We start from the raw sequence: 19,225 nt of genomic DNA on the forward strand, positions 1-19,225 counted from the left end.
TCTTTAGGTGGGTTTAATTCCCCGACGCTAGCGTCGCAGCAACATCGCTTGTTAAAAGTAATGAGATACCTCGTGGGCTTGCCCCGAGGAGCTTCATTAGAATCTTAGGTGAAATTAATGTTCAATACGCATTATCTGATTGTTCAGGTAAGCGCTGGAGCGAAGCTCCGAGTGTTGGGATTGTTAAGGGTCCAAGCACCCTTGAGCGGGGTGTGGGGCGGAGCCCCAGATGGTAAACACCTCCGGTGGCCGAGGAGCCCTCGGCGCCCTACTAAAAAAGGTAGCAGTACGTATAAAAATCCTTAAATTCCCACTCATTAGTGGTCAAGCCCGTATCCCGACGATGCTTAATCAAGAAAATAATTAAAACAGGAAAAATTTTATGAAAACAAGTAAAATTTTATGAAAACAAGTAAAATTGCAATAGGCTCATGGGCTTTTTCATTTGGCCCTTACGAAAAAAATCCATGGACTTTTGAGCAAGTCTGTAAATACGCTGGTGAGCATGGTTATGATGGGATCGAAATCAATGGCTTTCGTCCTCATCCCCATCCAGACGATTACGCTACAGATGAAAAATGTGCTCAACTCAAAGCAATGATTGAGTCTTATGGACTGGGCATTTCCGGTTTTGCTGCCGATTTTCGCGATGTGCCTCCCGCACTCGTGAGTGAGGCTGAATTTTTAAGCGAAGTCAAAAAATGTCTTGAGTTTTGTCGACGCATGGGGATTGATGTTTTACGAGTCGATACGATTACTGCTCCCGATGCAGTCGCCCCAGAACTCTATCATCAACACTTTAAAAACTTAACGGATAACTGGCGGGCGGCGGCGGAGCTTTGCAAAGCTTACGACGTGCTTATGGTGTGGGAATTCGAACCTGGTTTTTGGCTGAATAAGCCCTCAGAAGTAAAGCTTGCAGTTGATACAGTTAATCATCCCAATTTTAAATTGCTCTTTGATAGTTCACATGCCTATATGTGCGCCGTCGTGGGTGCACGTCATAATGGAGAAAAAGAAATTTTAAAGGGTGGGGTCAATGAATTTGCCGCCATGGTCAAAGATCAGATTGGTCATTGGCATTTAATTGATTGTGATGGCACGCTACATAATGATGAAACATCAACTCATAGTCCTTTTGGTACGGGCCAGGTGGATTTTAAATCATTTATGCAAGAATTTAAAGATGATTTAGAACAAGCTAATTGGTGGACTTTTGATTTTTGCTTTTGTCCGACGACAGAGATCGATGCCAAGGATGCTATCCCCTATATCAAAAGATTAGCGGATCAAATTACTTAGATGTTTTCACTTAAGAGCCCTTTATGTTTAGTTATCATTAATTATTGAACTTAGAATAAAGGGCATGATGCTGTGCATACGAGTGGGACGCTGTCCCCTCGAACTCCCCTGCAAGGAAATACCTTTCCTTGACCAGGCGATCGGGGCTTTGCCCCGCTTTATGGGTAATTATGTTAATTATTGAACTTAGAATAAGTTTCAATTTACAAAACAAGAGTCAGATTATGTTCATGACGATGAGCAATACAGAGAAGATTCAATATGCCAAGGACTTTTTAGATAGTGCTGAGCCCTTCTGCGTATCGCAGCTTTTTGAATATATGAGTGATACGTACTTCTTTGTCAAAGACTGCGAAGGCAGATTTATCAAAGCAAATAAAGCCTTTCTTAAATTATTTGGTTATGATAAATTAGAGCAAATTATTGGCTTAACAGATTATGATATGGTGAGTCGTGAACTTGCGGTGCGCTACGAAATGGATGATGCACGAATTTTTGCAGGAGAGAAAGTTTGTGAATTATCTGAACCAGTAAGTTCAGAAGATGGTGTAGTTAGTATGCATGTATCTACCAAGCTGCCGGTTAAGGATAAAGACGGTCAAATCATTGGTCTCATTGGTATTACTCGTGATAGCGTAAAAACCTTGGATGCTCTGAGTCCCTTACAGGAATTTAAGAGTGTTTTAGATATTATTGAAAGAGATTATGATAAGACCATTAAAATTGATGACTTAGCTAAAAAACTTTGTATGTCATCGAGTACTTTTCTAAGGCATTTCAAGAAGCAGTTCGGGGTATCACCCACAACTTATATCAAACAAGTTCGCCATAAAATGGTCTCTCGTTTATTAATCGAATCATCCAAATCCTTAAGTGAAATTGCTTATAAATGTGGTTTTTCAGATCAAAGTCACATGACGCGTGAATTCAAAAGAATGGCTGGCATCACTCCCAAAGCTTACCGAAGTAAATTCTCTTAAATTTAGCTTCTTTGTTCAGCGTAAAGTCTTGCTGCTTCAGCTTCTTCTCTGGCGACTTCAATTTCTTCAAGAACTTCATCGACGTTGGCGAGTTCTTCGTCAGCCGTGAATTTACCACTCAGAGATATGCCTGGTTTGAGTTTCCCGTTCTCGAAAATTTCCCAAATTTCGGGACCATATTGACTTGTTAAAATCTCAGGTGCATGACGACCAAAAAAGAGTCGTAGATTATTGACGTCGCGCTCGAAAATCATTTTGGCATTATTGTTGGCGGCAGCGTCTACTGCTTGAGGGAGATCAATAATGACAGGACCGTGGGCATCAACGAGAATATTATATTCCGATAAATCACCATGGACTAAACCTGCACAGAGCATGCGAACTAATTCAGCTATAAGTAACTGATGGTACTCTATGGCTATATCAGCATCCATTTCCACTTCACTTAAGCGCGGAGCAATATTACCTTCGGCATCGCTGACGAGGTCCATGAGCAGGACGCCATCAAAGCAACCGTAAGTCTTTGGTACGCGTACGCCAGCATCAGCTAAGAGATTCAAGGCATGAACTTCGGCATTTTGCCAGGAACTCTCTTCTTCTTGACGGCCATAATTGGAGCGCTTGGCCATAGCACGCGCTTTACGTGAGTTGCGTTCTTTGCGGCCTTCGCGATAAATAGATGAGTTTTGAAAGCTTCTTTGGTGCACATCCTTATACACTTTTGCGCAACGATATACATCATTGACCTGAACGAGATAAACTTTCGCTTCTTTACCACTCATAATAGGGCGAATAACTTTGTCGATAATACCATCATCCAAAAGAGGTTTGAGGCTTTTTGGGGTTTTCTTCAAGTGGGCTCCCTAGATAAATGACTGAATAATGAATAAATAAGCATAGAGCAAAAAACCCCTATATATTATAAAAGCAAGTATACCTATTCAAATAGATGGGAATTCATAGTTATACGAACAGAAGTCTCATTCTTTTTTTTGATTAAAGAGCCATTTTATGAATTGATTCTCAGGATCGCAGCGTGATCCATTACTACTTGTGATACCACTCGAACAGCCCTAGATGAAGCGAACAAAACACCATGGTTTTCGCCTTTAAAAATCACTTAGCCTTAGTGATCTCCATGTCACCACGTTTCACTTTTGGAGAGGCCGTAGATCCTTTCAGTTCAACAAAAGAAAGATCACTGATAGTCACCTCACCTTGGTATTCACCAAGCATAAAAATGAGACTTTCGATAAGATGTGAAGCAGGGTTCTTTTCAGCTTTGAAAATACAGTTGGCTTCTTGCCACTCACTAGTGGGCTCAAATTTCTGGAAGAGTCCAAGATTAAGGAGTTTATCATCGGCTTGAAATTTTTTGCCTTTAAAAATATTGGGGTAGGAACGTTCACCCACATAAACATGTCCTTGACCACTTCCTTTAAATTTAAAGCGAAGCTGGTAAATGCGTCCTTCTTTAACGGGAGCTTCAGTAACTAAGCTCACATAATAGTTTTCAGAAGTATGTGTGGTAGTTAGGCTAATACTTCCTTTTTTGTATTCAGATTTTAAGCCTCGGTATTCACTTTTTAATTGTAAAAACCAGTACTTATCCTTTTTCTTAAAAGTGGGATCTTTGATGATGTCTTTGGCATTTAAAAGTGAAATTGAAAAAATGATTGATAGCAATAAGGCCGTTGTTTTCATGGATAACTCCGTAGTTTTTGTTATAGCTGAATTCTAATAATAACGAGAATATTAGTACCGTGATACAAAATTCAGAAAATTTTTACAGATTAAGATGATAATAAGGTCAGTATCTACTCAGTGCTTTCTGAGTAGCTACTCGGTGTTCCCAGAGCTTAAGTATCCTCAATTAGACTCTCATAAAGAGTACGTGATTTTTTAGTTGCTACTTAACTTTAAGCGCTTTTATTGAGTAGTTACCTCGTTTGAAATCTCCTACTTGGCCCATGCGTGGATAGGAGACGAGGAAGTTTTGATCATCAATGAGATTGAAGATGTAGTGAGTAGAACCTTCGGGTAAAGTAGCATTGACTTTGTTTCCTTGGATTTGCGCATCCATGCGGTACCACTCTTCGGATTGTTGTCCCCCATTAAGAGTATACATCAAGTAAGCTTTTGAAAGAGCGTTGCCTTTGTTTTCATAATTCAAGGAAAGTTGGCGGCCATTTTGTTCTTGGGATGTCACAATGGGAACCTGCTTTTTTCCGGCTAGTGAATTCTTGAAATAGGGATTTTTATAGGGGTAGTCGGCATCCATCTCGTCAAGGCGCTGCTGGAGCAGACGATTCATTTCAGCTGCTTTTTCAGGCATCTGACTGACGAGGTTTTTGCTTTCTTCAATATCGACCCGTTTTCCTGAATCATCATAGAGTTGATAGAGTTCAATTTTTGCTTTATTGGGTTGATAGTTGCGGATGATTTTCCAGCCATCAATACGCAGGGTAGAATGCATGGAGGCACTATTGGGGAAGTGATGCATGACAGAGTTGCGGACTTCGCCATTAGCTTCTTTGATTAAGTTTGGGTCTTGTGGATTATTTGTGATAAGACTAGAAAGGTCGGAGCCATCAAATTGTAGATCAGTAGGTTTCTTTGTTTTGGTCCATGAAAGGATAGTGGGAAATAAATCCATGCCATTAGCTATGACATTAGTTTGCACCGCTTTAGGGACCATGGGTCCACTGATAATGAATGGGACGCGCGTGCCGCCTTCTTGAGCGTTTATTTTACCTTTGTCGAGTGGGTAGTTATCGGTGATGACTTCACCGGGGTGACCTTCCATTCCACCATTATCGGAAGTAAAGATGATGTAAGTATTTTCAATGAGTTTATGACCGGGCCAGCGGGGGTCATCAGTTTCTTTAAGTGAAGTAATCACTTGTCCAAGGTAGTAATCGAGCATCTCAATCATAGCCGCGTAATAAGGGTTCTGCTGGCCTGGGAGAGTCCAGCCTTTAGGATCCGTGGGGAAATCTATGCCGATTTTCTTGCAGTACTTCTCGAGTAGGGGACGACTGCGAGTATGAATGGGGGTGTGGACTAACCAAGTTGCGTAGTAAAGAAAGAAGGGTTTTGCTTTGTTGTCTTGAATAAAGTTGAGGGCATCTACATTATTTTGATGGAAGGGGAAATTGTTTTCATCGAGACGATAAGGATCATCTTTTGCTGTAGTCGCAAAATCACTGAGTCGATCTTTGCGTGATCCACCCGTTGCACCTCGATCACTTCGAGTGAAGTCAAAACCATGGTCTTTAGGTTGAGGGTAGGCGTGGTGGTCAATAGCGATATGCCATTTGCCAACGTGACCAGTGTAATAGCCATTCGTTTTCAGAACCTCGGGAATAATAATATTTGAAATAGGAAGACGGCCGCGATACCAAGGAGCAATCATCGACCAAGCTTTTTCATGATTAGGAATGGGGGGAGCGCCACCAACGACATGAGGACGCTTAAGACGCACAGGGTGTTTCCCTGCAAGAATGGCACCGCGAGAAGGAGCACAGGTAGGAGCGGGCGAATAGGCCTGCCAAAACATAATACCGTCTTTTGAAAGTTGATCAATATGTGGGGTTTCATAGGGGGAGGGTTTATCGATATCGTAGCACTTTACATCTTGCCAGCCTAAATCATCAGCGAGTATGAGGATCACATTAGGCTTGGGACGTTCACTTGCGCAAAGCGCAAAAGAGAGTGTGAATAAAAGACTGAGCAATGCTTTCATGAAAAGATCCTTTTTATATTTCTTTATTAAACAATTTAAAGTTTAAAACGCTACATCTTCAGCTTTTAAAATAGAAATTTATTGAGCAATAAATCATAGGAAAAATTAAGTTTTGATGAAATGTAAAAAATACTGAAGCGTTTCGTTTTTTCGCTTGTTTATAATTGAATACTTTATTTAAGCTTAGAAATAGAGAATTAATTTTTCAAAGGATGAAAAAAAATGAAGTGTTTTACTTTGACAGATATGTTGATAGTTATGGCAATTTTAACAGTACTCATGAGTTTGTTTGTAAGTTCTGTTGAGATAAATCAAGAGAAAGCAGATTTGAGAATTTGTAGTGAGAATCTACATCAAATTTACAGGTTACAGGAACAATACCTAATGGACTCTGATGGAATGTATCCCTCTGCATATGTAAATAGGGGCAAAGGGAAAACTTGGGATATGGCCTTGGACTTCTATGGAGATGTGGAATCAAAGGATATATACGCGTGCCCCTCTGATGCTGATATAAATGATCGTACGAGATCCTATGCCCTAAATGATGGAGGTCGGGGGAGTTGGGCGAGTGAAATACTTGAAAGGATGAGAGGGCTTGGTAATGAAAAAGGCCTCAGTAATCATCAATCTGTAGTGCGCAAGCCAGATCAGTTTATCGCTTTTGCAGAGCTACCAGGAACTAAAAGTTTACGCGCAAATAAATCTCATGCAGGTACTCATGCGCTTGATACTTATCAAGGAGCGGGAGTTCATGGTGAAGCGGATAAAATCATGACCGTTATGTCCTGTGGACATACAGAGTTTATGAGTGCAGAAAATGCGGCAGAGAGACAGAAGCACTAATCTTTAATTGGGTATATCAAGGATAGTGCTATGCAGAGATTAGAAAGGCTTATTTAGAGCCTTTCATAAGAGCAAGACAGTCTAGTGAGAGATATTTTGACTATCTAAGTGAAAGAAAAATTCGCGACATTCCTTAAGCTTTGGTCTATATTTAGGATTTCTATCGAGCATGCTTTGTAAGAATGATGGAAATTTCTCTGTTGAGAAATTGTCAAAATAGTCTTGACGTTCCTGAATGACTTTATGAGGGTCGTTTTCACTGAAAACTTGTTGTCCACCAATGAATGCAAGTGCTAAAATTCCCAATGAATAAACGGTAGAGGCTTCATTATGAACTTTACTAAAAATGGTCTCTGGCGCTGATTGCGGCAAGGGGAGATAGTTATAGGCTTGATTGATAGAATGAAGGGCTTCACGAAAGCCATAATCACAGATCTTCACACTGCCATCTAGTTCTAGCATAATATCTGAGGGTAACACAGCACCGTAGCAGGAATATGTAGCGAGCTTCGCTAGTGTTTTTGTGACGTTATAAAGGACGTGAGCAGCTTGATGATCCGGAAGTGCCCCAAATTCTTCGAGATAAAGATTCATTCTATAAGGTGCATTTTTTCGAGTGATGTAATAGGCATTTTCATCTTTGTCGAAAGTTAGAGGTCTTATATAGTTTTCTATATCTAGTTTATTGTAATGCTTGAAAATTTCTTCTACATTAGAAGTTTTGTTGGGTGCAGGTGGGATTTTTTCATAAACGACGACATCACCATAAAATTCACTTTGTTTATGATGAGCTCTAAAAATATTAATAAAGGGGCTCTCAAAAATATGCTTATCGTAAAGAAAAAGTTCTGTTTCTATGGGAATTCTAAATTTGAGCTGGCAGGAAGGACATGCGACTTTTTCGAATAAATTAGTACTCGTGAAGGTAGATGTTGTGTGGCATTGAGAGCATGTAATATCGGTAGTGTAGTTATTTTGCGATATCCCTGCAATTTTTGTACGGTCGAGATTATCGATCGTTTCTTCGGCAATAAATGAATAATTATCACTGGCATTGACGTGTTTAGCATCCACAGTTAAGCTGATCTGCTCCAAAGGAGAGAGTGCCGAATCCAAGTCACTTCTTTTAAAAACGAAGGTAGTGGTTTGTTTATTTTTCCTCAAACTAGCTAGCGATGTACTCATCAATTTATTATCCTTTATTGCATCCATGATCTTTCTTAAAACTAAAGCCATGAACGATTTTGATAATCTATCTAGAGATAAGGCTTTATGTGTTTTTCGGATGTACTTATAATTTATCTTAAAAAAGTAAGTGACTCAGCTTCTAATGCAATTCAAAATTCATGAAGCTTTGGACTTTCGTTAACCTTATTTTAATATTTCCTCGTATTTAGCCTATTTAGAGAATTCTAATGAATATTTAGAGCACTCTTAATTTACGTAATTTGATTAATTATAGTTCGATATCAGAGTTCATTTCTTTAAAAATATTATAAGTCAAATTAAGGCTTTTTTAAGTATGGGTATACATTGAACACCGAAGGATTTTTCATTTCTCCGGAATATGGACTTAAGAAATACGATGGTCGAATTACTATTATTTAGACAGATCTTTATATATTGTAATTCATATGGAAGACTTATCAGTAAAGCTTGAGAGAGATTTAAGTGTGTAGAAAACTAGTCACTTTTGTTAAAGTGACAGGGTGTTAATTCTCTTTAGTCAGCTTAGAGAAATATGGCTAAATCTAGTAAGCATGGATGCCTTAAACTCAGATGGAATCTGAGTACGGGGAAAAGAAAAAGCCTCCTTATTCATCAAAGAATCAAGGAGGCTAAAATTAGATCAGGCCTAGGAAAACTTATTTATTTTTTCTTAAGTTCTTCCAAAGTCCAAGGTTTATTGCGTTTTCTATTGCGTTTACGGGTCGATTTAACTTCTTTCTCATTGATCATTTCGGCTGTATTGCCCCAAGAATTTCGGATGTAGGTTAAAACTTGGGAGAGGTACTTGTCATTATGAGCTGCGAGTGATTCCATTGCGCCAGGATAAGTTTTTCCATCTACAGGGCCCATGAGTCCATGCAAGGTTATTTTAATAAGTTTATCCTTATTGCCAAGAACACGTGGAGAAGCTTTAAGTGGAGGAGCAAGAGTTATATTTGTTCCAGCCATGGGGGTTCCTTGACCTTCGGAGCCATGACAGGCAAAGCAGAGTGTTTTGTAATGTGTTTCACCCGCTTTCATGATTTTTTCAAACACGGGCCCTTTGCCTTTAAGAGCATTTATCTGATCCATGCGTTTTTTATGAGCGGCTTTATCGCGATCCCATTGAGCTAAGTGGTGTTTTAGTACTTTATCATTTTTGTATTTCTCAGCGATTTTTTGGAGGTAGGGGCCAGAAATATGACCTGGTCCAAATTTTTTCATACTAAGGAAGGCTTGTCCCAGAAGGATTGATGAAGAGGGTTTATCTAAGATGTGTTGATAGGCCGCGAGGACTTGCTTGTGACTCGCCTGTAGCCAAGGTTCAGAAACTCGTAAGGCATTGCTTGCGAGTCTGGCATCGGAAGAGTGGATAAGAGGAATGACAAATTTGGCATCAAGAGATTTAAGGCCTTCTAGAGTCCATAAAATTTCGATTTTCCCTTGAGTACTTTTTGCTTGAGTCAGCGCTTTCATGAGGGCTGGCGTGATGCTTTTATCATTTCTTAGAATAAGAATTTTTCTTGCTGTGCTTCTCATCCAGCCATTTTTATGATCTAAATAAGGAATTAAAGCAGTAGAATCCTTTTTTAGCATTTCAGGGCGTGTGAATTTGGCCTGAAAGTCTTCGGGGACTAAGCGATAGATACGTCCCATCTGTTTATTTTTTGCAAAGCCATACTGGTCGATAATACCACGGAGGTAAGATCCTTTCTTGGTCCAATTTCCTTCTTGAATAATACCGCGATACATATCCACGATGTAGAGAGCTCCATCGGGGCCAGTTTTTAAATTGACAGGACGAAAGTTGGCATCAGTAGAGCGAATGAATTCTGATTTTGGGTAAACATTCTGCAATTGACGAAAGCCTTGGCTTTGATCGACTTTAGCCATGCGAATAAGGCGTCCCACGGGTTCGGCCACAAGATAATTGCCGTAAAATTCGGGCATGAGTTCGCCTCGATAGACACCATGGCCGCAAGCTGCGGTCATGTGATTCAAAGTATTGTTTTCTCTGAGACGACGTCTACCACCTTGGGTATCAGGGATATCATCAATAGGCCAAACTGTATTAAAGTCTTTTTCCAATTCATTTGGGTAGCTAGGCATGCCATAAATGGTAGGTGTTTGAAAAAATTGAAAACTCTTTTCAGCACCGGAAAAACCGCTGGCAATATGACCGTCATCATCATGATCTAAGCCCCACTGGGTATTGATGAAGCCACGATTCTGCTTGACGACTTTACCATCGTCCACTTTAAAGGCATCCCCACTTTTAGTCATGCAGATCCAGTTGTCTAAATTCCAAACCAAACCACTGGGTTGATGTTCAAGATTCCCACCTCTAGCACCACCTTTCGCCCAAATCTTCTTTTCATCGGATTTGCCATCACCATTGGTGTCGCGGTAGGAATAGATATCAAGCGTATTAGTTTCGCAGATCAGAATACGATCATCTAAAGGAAGAATCATGCGAGGAAGCATGAGGCCGTCGGCAAAAACAGTAGATTTGTCCATTGTGCCATCACCATTAGTGTCAGTCAGCTTCATGACACGACTCGTCTTATCGAACTGACCGGTAGCATCGGCATCCTGCATATAAGTTTTCATCTCAATGACATACATATCGCCATTAGCATCCCAGACACAATCCACGGGCTCACTAATCATCGGCTCAGAAGCCACGAGTTGAAGTTTGTAGCCCTTGGGGACTTGGATGGTTTTCATGCTTTCTTGAGGGCTCAAACTCTTTACTTTTTGATAAAGATCGGGAGTTTTAGCGGGCTCATTTGCGGCTAGAAGTAGGCTTGGTAATAAAATTAAAGATGAGATTTTTCGCACAGGTGAGGATTCCTATAGTATCTTTTTGAATTTGAGTTCTTATGGCTAATAATTCAGAGGAGCTAAATTTTTAGAAGTTTATATACTATAATATAACACTGAAAACATAAAAGCGTTACAAAATATGTTAAAATAGAATTCATAAATAGTATGTGTTAACTCGCTAATGGTTATTTTGTGGCATCCCATTTACTTCCAAAAACATTAGAAGAAGTTGCTATCGAACCATCGCCTTTCACTAACGATTGTAGGATAGTCATTGATTTTACACTACCATCAGTCATAGCATAATTATATTTATTATTGGGGTGATGAGATAAGACTGCTATTTCCTGTTTGTCAGCACGTATACCAGTCCAAGTCCAAGAGACACCTAGACTAGAGCGGAGGTGGTTATTATCATTGCTAGCGGTCTGATCTTCATCTGCTAATTCTGTAAATGCAATAGTTTCGGAAGGATTAGAAATGTCTGTTATTGAACGAGAGAATGGAAGAAAAATATCCCATCTAGCTCCAATTATTCCAGCACCTTTATCATAAACATTATCCCACTGCTGACCATACCATGCTTGAGTATGGGAATAAGTTCTTAAAACACGATTTTGAACAGCTGATCTGTCATCTAAAGGACAACGATAGAGAGGAGAACTTTCTTCACCTCCTGGAAGATCACTAGCGGATGGACCATAAATCCCGCCTGCTTTCATTTGCGCGTCTGTAAGGTTACGTCCATCATAGGAACTGAGCATGTCATCCCAGCTAACTCCATTGGCATAGCTACCAGCAGGATAGTAGCCCTCACTGTCATCCTGATATAGAAAAGCTGCCGTATTGATTTGACGCAAATTACTGGTGCAGACGGCAACTTGGCCTTTTTTTCTTGCTTTTCCTAAAGAAGGTAAGAGCAAGGACGCGAGAATACCGATAATGGCAACGACAACTAAGAGCTCAATGAGAGTGAATTTATTTGTTTTCATATTTATAATCCGTGGCGTTTATATTAAGTATCTACATATAAAAACCAAAGAAAATTTCAAGAGCTACATCTAGTGTTATAAAACATGATAAAAATATTTTTCAGACCGATTAATTAAGGTGTAAACAATCATTTTATTTTTCTTAAATTTTTATTTATATCGAATAAGAGTAACAATTTAAAATAGTCATTGTCTATCATTTACAAGACTTCATTTCTAGGGTCATAACTTGTACTAATAATGATCAGTAAAATGGAAGTGATCATCTCAATATGTATAAATGGAGAGTTCTCAATGAAATTATTTCACCTTATCTTAGTCTTGGTATTTTCGCTTCCATTGTACTCAGAAAATTTATCAGTCATAGCCAACTCCGACATGAGAAAGGGTGAGCAAATTGATGTGCCTCAGCTAATGGATGGGGACTTAGAGACTAGCTGGAGTGAAACGTTTAACAAAAAAATGCAAATCTTTATAGTCCTTTCTCAAGCTGAAACGATAAACTCCTTAGGAATCATTTGGGGGGATGAATTTGCGGAAGAAATAGAATTAGAACTTAAAACGCGAGGGGGCTGGAAGGGGCCTGAGAAAATTAAAGGAAAACAAAATGCTAAAGCAAGTTATTTTGATATGGATAAAAAAAGGTCCTCAAAATACATCCGTATTACATTGAAGACTGATAAAGGCCCAAAGTTAATCACCATTAAAGAGCTGAAAATTAACGGAGAAACTTCTATATTGAGCGCAGTAAAAAGTGATGTACCAAACAAGACTGTAGAAACAGAAATTGAAGAGCCAAAACCAGCTCAAGCAATCAAGCCTAAAGATGAATCAAAAAATGAACTTGATTCAGATAAAGAGCAAGATTCTCCAGAGCAACCCATCCAAATAGAAAAAGTCAGAAAAAAAGTTTTTATTTAGAGCTAGGTGGGATTAATAAGGTTTACGAATTGCCACTAATAAAGCGGAGGATGCTAATCGCAGGAGAGGAATGGCTACAATTATTGTTGTTTAGGTAAATGCGTTTTCTTCCTCCCTAGCAAGACCTATGATAAGCTTTGCTCAACTAAGGCAGTGAGGCTGTCTTAACTGAGTCATCGATTTAGATTTTCACTATATTCGTGCTTAGTGGAACTTCTTTTTGTAGCTTTCAGCAGCCTGTCGTAATTCGTCAGTTAGTTCAGGCGAGTTTGAGATCACATTTTTTGATTCCATGGGATCATTTTTTAAATCATAGAGGGCAAGTTCTTGTTTCGGCCTAGAGTACTTAGCATCATAGCCATCTTTACCCGCAATTTCGATGTGACGGTATTTATGTGGGAGGTGGAGTTTCCAACGTCCATCTGCACTCATAATGGCTTCAAGTTTTCTACCAATAGAAAAGTAATAATAATCATGGGGATTTTTTGCGCCTTTTTGATTTGTTAATAAAGCTAAAATATTCTTGCCATCGATTTCATTTTCGGGGTGGGGCGCAGCGCCGAGATCTAAAATTGTCGGCATGAGATCTATGGAACAAAAAACTTTTTTTGAATGAGTACCAGCTTGGATCATTTTTGGGTACTTGACGATGAGTGGGCTGCGTGTGCCCCCGTCAAAACTTGTGGCTTTAGCCTCGCGGTAGGGTGTTTTACCAGCGTGATCGCCGTAGCCTGCCCAGGGACCATTATCGGAACTAAAGATCACCATGGTGTTATCTTCAAGACCATTATCTTTTAAGGCTTTGGTAATCTGACCAACTGACCAATCGAGTTCGGCGACAACATCGCCATAGAGGCCTTTACCTGAAATGCCCTCGAAATCTTTGCTGACATAGAGCGGTACGTGTGGCATGGAGTGAGCCGTGTAGAGGAAAAAGGGTTTATCCTTGTGGCGTTTAATAAAGTCCACAGATTTTTCTGTGGCCCATTTAGTGAGCTTCTTTTGGTCTCTTGGCTGAATATCTTCAATTTGAATCTTTCCATTATTCCAGAAGCGCAAAGGGAACTTTCCCCAGTGCTCGGGTTTCATGGGGTGCAGGTGCCACATATCATTAGAATACATCAGGCCAGCGTGTTCATCAAAGCCTCTAGCCAGTGGACGTGTCGCTTCGGTATCACCGCAATGCCATTTACCAAAATGAGCTGTGCTATAGCCGGCTTTTTTGAGCTGTTCCGCGATGGTCGCAAATTTAGTGGGGAGACCTTTTCCATTGGGACCATGAGCCCCAAAGACCTTGGTTCTTCCAGGGTATGAGCCACTCAAGAGGGCCGCACGTGAAGCTGAGCAAATGGCCTGAGGAACGTAAAATTGAGAAAAGACCGAACCTTCTCCGGCAAGTTGTTTTACATGGGGTGTTTGATAGTGATCTTGTCCAAAAGGCTGGAAATCTTCCCAGCCGGCATCGTCGAGAAAAATAATAACAAAGTTCGTTTGCTCTTGAGTGGGCTGATCCTTTGCCCAAGAAAAGGTACAGGTAAGAAGTAAAAGACTGGTCAGTAATTTCATGTAAGGTCTCAGTGGTTATTTAATTTTTTGCTTAGTGTATAAGCAAAATAAACAAACGTTACGGAAGTAGATAAGGAATTATTGGTTTTAACCTGAATCCGTGAGCTGGCTTTGTAATAATCTCGTAGGGATTTTATTTTCAGAACTTTACAACTTTTTGCAGAAATACCCGTAGGTCTTTTGAAAAAAGTTGTAAGTCAATGAAGGTGAAAGACCAAGATGATTAACTTAATGTAGCTCACGGATTCAGGTTTAACTTAGGAGTTCGGGTAAGCTACCCGTACTCGTACTGAAATTTTTAATGGGGATGCCATTTTCCTGAAGCAGGGTTAACCAAACATTTTGTAAGGCCGTATCTTTTGGAAGAAAGAGGCTTTCACCGCGCCGCAAGTTCTTGATGCCTCCACCCGTAAGAAACATGGGCATGCCAGTCATAGTATGCTTGGAACGAAGGTTTGTGCCAAAGCAAAGCGTGCTTGAATCGTAAATGCTCTGGCCTTGACGATCTCGAGTCGATTTCAACTTAGAAATCATGTAACTATAGAGTTGCATGTACTTAGCGTCACGAGTTTTGGCCACTTCAGTTCTTTCTTCGGAAGCCGTGTAATGAGATAAGCTATGCGTATTGAGTTTAATCCCCATGCTTTTAAGCAAAATACTTGAAGGCATCATGTAGGAACTGACACGAGTCTGCTCGGTTTGCAAAGCTAAAACCATGAGGTCAAACATGAGCTTTATCTCTGTTTCACCATTCATGGCCTTGCCAGGGTACTTGAATGTAGGCTTTGGTTTAGCAACAGAGGACCACTCGACTTCTTTTTTTAGCTTGAGTTCGATTTGGCGAATAGCTTGAAAATACTCATCCAATTTATCTTTATCATTAAGAGAAATATTTTTTGTAATGGACTTCACATTGAGTTTCAAGTCGTCCAGTATACTACGTTTTTTCTCAATGCGGTTCATAATACTTTTCGTATCTTCGTTACTAGCAAAGAGGGCTGAATAAGCTTTGAAGGAATCAGTATGACCACTCAAGGGTTTACCGTTCTGATCCCAAGAGAGTGAGAGGCCTCCGCCATGTCCTGCTCCACCATCTTTAGTGGACAAGATATAAGATGTGTAACGGGTATCTTTACAAAGGTATTGTGCAGCCACTTGGTCACATGAAACGGTATTCTTGATACCCCTTGGACTTGAATATGCAGCGCCAGTGAGCAGAGTTAAACTACCGCAGTGAGGGTTGCCCACACCCTTGTTAACTAGATTTCCCAAGAGTGTCACATCATTCTGATGTTCTTTTAAATTTTGGAGACCTTCGCTTAAACCGATTTTAGAGAACTTGCCCGCTTCAGTTGGGTAAAAGGATTTATTAACAAAGCCATAACCTTGACCGAGGAATAACATTTTTTTCTTGATTTGCGAATTTTTCTCATCTCCAAAAGTCTCTAAGTAGGGAAGGGCTAGCAGAGCAGAAGCGGATCTGATAAAGGAGCGTCGTGTAATGGCATTTTTTATTATCATTTTGTAATCTCCATCTTATTTCGTTCTAAAAGTTTTTGAATTGACAAGCGCAAAGATCATATCCTTTAGAGGATAATTACTGCGTTTTAATGAGTCTAAATTTTCTTGGATGTCTTCTTGATCAATAAATTCAATATTGCGCCCGAGTCCATAGGATAAAAGTGATGCGTAGAGCGATTCAGCTAGCTTACGCTTATTTTTCAAAAGAGCTTTTTGTAAGCCATTAAAGTCGGAGAAGCGCTCATTTTCAGAGAGGTAGCCATTGGTGTCGAGGGGGTAGTGCTTGTACCTCATGTTTCTTTTTTTCTTGGGTCCAACCCTAAGTGATTCTTTATCTCTCCAAGCGCCAAAACGATCAAAGTTCTCTAGTCCAAGTCCGACGGGGTCAATTTTGTTGTGGCAAGATGAGCATTGCGGCAAACTCTTGTGATGCTCAACTAATTCTTTGACGCTCACAACACCATCTTTTGTCTCTTCAATTTCGGGAACATTTGCAGGAGGCTCAGGGGGTGGATCATTGAGTAGTATGGTTCTGACAAGAGTGCCCCTAATCGTGGGCGAAGTTCTTTCTCCAGAAGTCCCCATAATTAGGAAAGCCGCCTGACCTAAAAGGCCGCCACGTGGATTAGATGAAGCAAGCTTTACTTTTGTAAATTTTTGGCCCAGGGAACTAGCTTCTTTAGTCATGCCATAATGAGTGGCTAAAGCTTGATTTATAACCACAAAATCCGAGCTGATGAGTTTATCTGCGGCTAAGTTTTCGTGAACCAAGACTTTGAAAAATTCGCTAAGTTCGGCACGGGCCGCTTTTGAAAACCCTCCTTGAAGTTCCTTGGGAAGGTCAATTTGATCAAAGCGTTTGATGTCCGCCCACTGATTGACAAAACTCGTTAAAAATTTACCAGCTTTGTCGGATTTTAGCATGCGTTCAAACTCTTGCTTAAGTACGGTTTCTTTATAGAGTTGCCTGGATTCAGCGAGTTTGTATAAGGTTGCGTCGGGAGGGCTTTCCCACAAGAAGAACGCTAGACGGATGGCGAATTCTTTTTGACTCATTTCTTGGCGGGAACCATTATTTTTTTCTGCTATGTAGAGGAATGAGGGGGAAGCTAGAATGAGGGAAATTGACTTTGATAAAGCGCTTATGGGATCTTTCGTTTTGCTCAGATCCTTTTTGAAGCGTTCAGTGATCGCAGCAATGAATTCATCATTGCCCGCTTGGTGGCGAAAGGCCCTGTGGGAAAATTTTGTAATGGCTTTAGAGAAATCTTCACCACGAGTATTTTTCTTGCTTAATAAAGGCTTAAATATTAGTTCGGAAAATGAGGGGTCGCTAGGATAGGGACCCTTTATTTCTACCGCGTCGATATAGGTTCCCTCAGGATTGAGAAGAGCGGATTTAAGCCTCAACTTTGAATCGTTGATACCCGCTCGGAACGGCAATTCAATACGCTGACTTTTATCACTTGTGGGTATGAGTGTCACTTTACCATAGTCAGTCGACTGAGCATTGAACATAATTTGTATGGGCTGCTTTCTTTTTTCTAGGCTACCTGCCGTGATAATAAACTTGTAGTGCATTCCAGCTTCTACATGAGTAATGAATATGGGAGATCCAGTGCTACCATATTTATGTTCGGGTTTTGCTAGGTATTCTTTTGCTTCTGCGATTCTATCTGGAATGCGTCGCTTCTCAAGGATTAAACGTCCTTCATCTTTAAAGCCAAAGTCTTTGTAAGTGGCACCACTATCAACTTTAGCTTTTAGCTTGAGGTTTGCAGCAAGTTGTTTTTTCATGAATTTTGTTTTATTTATCTCAGGATCAAACTTTGTACTACGCGGTTTTTTTAGTGCTTTGGTATAGCCTTGAAGATTCAGCTTTGCGATTATTTCTCCCACTTCTAGATAGTTGTCTAAGGAAGCGGATGTGAAAAATTGATCGGCACCATTAGTGTCAAAACCGGGGGCGGCATCATCGTATAAAAAATCATTGGGTAAATCATAATCAAATAAGTCTTTAATACTGGCGTAATACTCTCTCTTATTGAGATGACGCATCTTAATCTGTCCCCCAGTCGAGGCCAAGCGGCGCTTCGCTAAATTGAGGCGTTCGGTAATTTGGGCAATAGCATCTCCGATTTCCGCCCCTTTGGGTTGAGTTTCCTTTTTTGGAGGCATCTCCCCAGCATTGAGGACATCTAAGATATCTTGCCATTCATAAACAGATTCATGATTATTGACATAGAAATTTAAACCATCGAGCCTGATATCGCCTTTTTGTTTTTGCTCATTATGGCAATCTAAGCAGTACTTCTCCATGAAGGGTTTTAACTCTTTGATCATATTTTCCGATGCCTGTGTTTCTTCTTTTGAAAAGTTGACTAGTAGCGTATTGTTGACTACTCCGTCAAGTTCATGCTCTTGAGTGAGCTCAGTATTGATTTTACCCTCAAGTTCTTGAGCGAATTCAGTATTGACTTCGGAAGGTTTTTTAGGTATCAAGTAATAGCTAGCAACAAGCCCCCCCACAAGGATGAAACATAAAATTAGGATAAGGGGAGTTTTAGATTTTTTAACGGCTCTTTGACGAGCTTTTGAGCGCCGCGCTGTTTGTTGAGGATTGACTCCACGCTGAGTATGCAGTCGCTTTTTAGCTTTATTTTTGGTACTTATTTTTTTCTTGATTTCTGGTGGAATTCTTTCTTCTAAAACGTCGACTGGTTCACTTTGATTAGCCTTTGCTAAATTAAAGGGATCCGGGATGAAAATCATTTGAGTACATGCGGGACAAGCAATTTCAGAAGCGATTAAATCTACCGTGCTACTGAGCCTTTGTTCACAGAGAGGGCAATGAAATTTAAAAACTTCCGTAGAACTTTCTTCAGCTTTAGGGACTTCATTGCTATGCTCGCAATCTGGACAAATAATTGCGGAGCCCGCAAACTCTTCTAATGCCTTGAGTTGTTGATCGCAATGCTGACAGTTAAATTTTATCATGTATTACTTGAATAGATCTCTATTTTTATTAGTATGGGCGAAGAAGGTATTTTTTTGCTTGGTTCGGAGATTATAAAATATAGACAATTATTTTTGTGTGTTGTTACAAGAAAATAATTTAATATTGATCCTAGTAAAATGAAGGACTGAATTCTAGCTACCGTTGGCTTATTTTTGAATACGATTAATAGAAGAGGGGGTATGATGCGGGGCATACGAGAAGGGCGTTGTCCCTCTCGAGTTCATCTTTTAAGCTTTTATCTCCTTAAGTAGGCAATTAGAAGATCTGCCCCTTGTTATGAGCAATCGTGTTTTTTAAT

At 40.1% G+C, this 19,225-nt stretch carries 14 protein-coding genes; 5 read left to right on the plus strand and 9 right to left on the minus strand.

Annotated elements, in window-relative coordinates; all coding sequences use genetic code 11:
* The first annotated feature begins 229 nt into the window (after positions 1-229).
* The 3 genes from PQO03_RS16475 to PQO03_RS16485 all read left to right on the plus strand — a co-directional run bounded on the left by PQO03_RS16475 (position 230) and on the right by PQO03_RS16485 (position 2,282).
* Positions 230-367 carry a hypothetical protein gene (locus tag PQO03_RS16475; RefSeq protein ID WP_274154289.1) on the plus strand — a complete coding sequence of 46 codons (138 nt, stop codon included), beginning with the start codon at positions 230-232 and terminating at the stop codon, positions 365-367.
* A gap of 35 nt (positions 368-402) precedes the next feature.
* Positions 403-1,302, plus strand: coding sequence for a sugar phosphate isomerase/epimerase family protein (locus tag PQO03_RS16480; protein ID WP_274154290.1), 900 nt, complete (start codon positions 403-405; stop codon positions 1,300-1,302).
* Between the two features lie 170 nt (positions 1,303-1,472).
* Positions 1,473-2,282: an AraC family transcriptional regulator gene (locus PQO03_RS16485; protein ID WP_274154291.1), complete on the plus strand. Its 810-nt coding sequence runs from the start codon at positions 1,473-1,475 to the stop codon at positions 2,280-2,282.
* A gap of 2 nt (positions 2,283-2,284) precedes the next feature.
* On the opposite strand, the gene PQO03_RS16490 is transcribed toward PQO03_RS16485, so the two are convergent.
* The 3 genes from PQO03_RS16490 to PQO03_RS16500 all read right to left on the minus strand — a co-directional run bounded on the left by PQO03_RS16490 (position 2,285) and on the right by PQO03_RS16500 (position 6,027).
* The gene (locus PQO03_RS16490; protein WP_274154292.1) at positions 2,285-3,136 is read right to left on the minus strand and encodes a PA4780 family RIO1-like protein kinase; all 852 of its coding nucleotides are present in this window, start codon (positions 3,134-3,136) and stop codon (positions 2,285-2,287) included.
* A gap of 262 nt (positions 3,137-3,398) precedes the next feature.
* On the minus strand, positions 3,399-3,986 hold the full coding sequence (locus tag PQO03_RS16495) for a hypothetical protein (protein WP_274154293.1): 588 nt from the start codon (positions 3,984-3,986) through the stop codon (positions 3,399-3,401).
* A 205-nt stretch (positions 3,987-4,191) separates the two neighbouring features.
* Entirely contained in the window at positions 4,192-6,027 is a 1,836-nt protein-coding gene (locus tag PQO03_RS16500; RefSeq protein WP_274154294.1) for a sulfatase, read from the minus strand.
* A gap of 222 nt (positions 6,028-6,249) precedes the next feature.
* Here PQO03_RS16500 and PQO03_RS16505 point away from each other — a divergent pair, with 222 nt between their 5' ends.
* Positions 6,250-6,873 (plus strand): type II secretion system protein, encoded by a 624-nt coding sequence (locus PQO03_RS16505; protein ID WP_274154295.1) that lies wholly within the window; start codon positions 6,250-6,252, stop codon positions 6,871-6,873.
* Between the two features lie 81 nt (positions 6,874-6,954).
* On the opposite strand, the gene PQO03_RS16510 is transcribed toward PQO03_RS16505, so the two are convergent.
* The 3 genes from PQO03_RS16510 to PQO03_RS16520 all read right to left on the minus strand — a co-directional run bounded on the left by PQO03_RS16510 (position 6,955) and on the right by PQO03_RS16520 (position 11,900).
* On the minus strand, positions 6,955-8,058 hold the full coding sequence (locus tag PQO03_RS16510; RefSeq protein ID WP_274154296.1) for a protein kinase domain-containing protein: 1,104 nt from the start codon (positions 8,056-8,058) through the stop codon (positions 6,955-6,957).
* A gap of 684 nt (positions 8,059-8,742) precedes the next feature.
* Entirely contained in the window at positions 8,743-10,923 is a 2,181-nt protein-coding gene (locus PQO03_RS16515; RefSeq protein ID WP_274154297.1) for a DUF7133 domain-containing protein, read from the minus strand.
* A 170-nt stretch (positions 10,924-11,093) separates the two neighbouring features.
* On the minus strand, positions 11,094-11,900 hold the full coding sequence (locus PQO03_RS16520; protein ID WP_274154298.1) for a type II secretion system protein: 807 nt from the start codon (positions 11,898-11,900) through the stop codon (positions 11,094-11,096).
* Between the two features lie 252 nt (positions 11,901-12,152).
* Between PQO03_RS16520 and PQO03_RS16525 the strand changes: the two genes are divergently transcribed.
* Positions 12,153-12,821, plus strand: coding sequence for a discoidin domain-containing protein (locus tag PQO03_RS16525; RefSeq protein ID WP_274154299.1), 669 nt, complete (start codon positions 12,153-12,155; stop codon positions 12,819-12,821).
* Positions 12,822-13,025: 204 nt separating this feature from the next.
* Here the strand turns inward: PQO03_RS16525 and PQO03_RS16530 are convergent, their stop codons facing one another.
* From PQO03_RS16530 to PQO03_RS16540, 3 genes are all read right to left on the minus strand, one after another.
* A complete protein-coding gene (locus PQO03_RS16530; protein WP_274154300.1) occupies positions 13,026-14,387 on the minus strand; it encodes a sulfatase family protein in 1,362 nt (453 codons plus the stop codon).
* A gap of 252 nt (positions 14,388-14,639) precedes the next feature.
* Positions 14,640-15,908 (minus strand): DUF1552 domain-containing protein, encoded by a 1,269-nt coding sequence (locus PQO03_RS16535; RefSeq protein ID WP_274154301.1) that lies wholly within the window; start codon positions 15,906-15,908, stop codon positions 14,640-14,642.
* Between the two features lie 15 nt (positions 15,909-15,923).
* A complete protein-coding gene (locus tag PQO03_RS16540) occupies positions 15,924-18,905 on the minus strand; it encodes a DUF1588 domain-containing protein (RefSeq protein WP_274154302.1) in 2,982 nt (993 codons plus the stop codon).
* Positions 18,906-19,225: the final 320 nt, after the last annotated feature.

Source organism: Lentisphaera profundi, assembly GCF_028728065.1.
Classification (GTDB): domain Bacteria; phylum Verrucomicrobiota; class Lentisphaeria; order Lentisphaerales; family Lentisphaeraceae; genus Lentisphaera; species Lentisphaera profundi.

Excerpts from the sequence above, each read along its gene's own strand:
- PQO03_RS16475 (WP_274154289.1), top strand. The coding sequence starts at position 230 with ATGGTAAACACCTCCGGTGGCCGAGGAGCCCTCGGCGCCCTACTAAAA.
- PQO03_RS16480 (WP_274154290.1), top strand. The coding sequence starts at position 403 with ATGAAAACAAGTAAAATTGCAATAGGCTCATGGGCTTTTTCATTTGGC.
- PQO03_RS16485 (WP_274154291.1), top strand. The coding sequence starts at position 1,473 with ATGTTAATTATTGAACTTAGAATAAGTTTCAATTTACAAAACAAGAGT.
- PQO03_RS16495 (WP_274154293.1), bottom strand. The coding sequence starts at position 3,986 with ATGAAAACAACGGCCTTATTGCTATCAATCATTTTTTCAATTTCACTT.
- PQO03_RS16500 (WP_274154294.1), bottom strand. The coding sequence starts at position 6,027 with ATGAAAGCATTGCTCAGTCTTTTATTCACACTCTCTTTTGCGCTTTGC.
- PQO03_RS16505 (WP_274154295.1), top strand. The coding sequence starts at position 6,250 with ATGAAGTGTTTTACTTTGACAGATATGTTGATAGTTATGGCAATTTTA.
- PQO03_RS16510 (WP_274154296.1), bottom strand. The coding sequence starts at position 8,058 with ATGAGTACATCGCTAGCTAGTTTGAGGAAAAATAAACAAACCACTACC.
- PQO03_RS16520 (WP_274154298.1), bottom strand. The coding sequence starts at position 11,900 with ATGAAAACAAATAAATTCACTCTCATTGAGCTCTTAGTTGTCGTTGCC.
- PQO03_RS16525 (WP_274154299.1), top strand. The coding sequence starts at position 12,153 with ATGGAAGTGATCATCTCAATATGTATAAATGGAGAGTTCTCAATGAAA.
- PQO03_RS16530 (WP_274154300.1), bottom strand. The coding sequence starts at position 14,387 with ATGAAATTACTGACCAGTCTTTTACTTCTTACCTGTACCTTTTCTTGG.
- PQO03_RS16535 (WP_274154301.1), bottom strand. The coding sequence starts at position 15,908 with ATGATAATAAAAAATGCCATTACACGACGCTCCTTTATCAGATCCGCT.
- PQO03_RS16540 (WP_274154302.1), bottom strand. The coding sequence starts at position 18,905 with ATGATAAAATTTAACTGTCAGCATTGCGATCAACAACTCAAGGCATTA.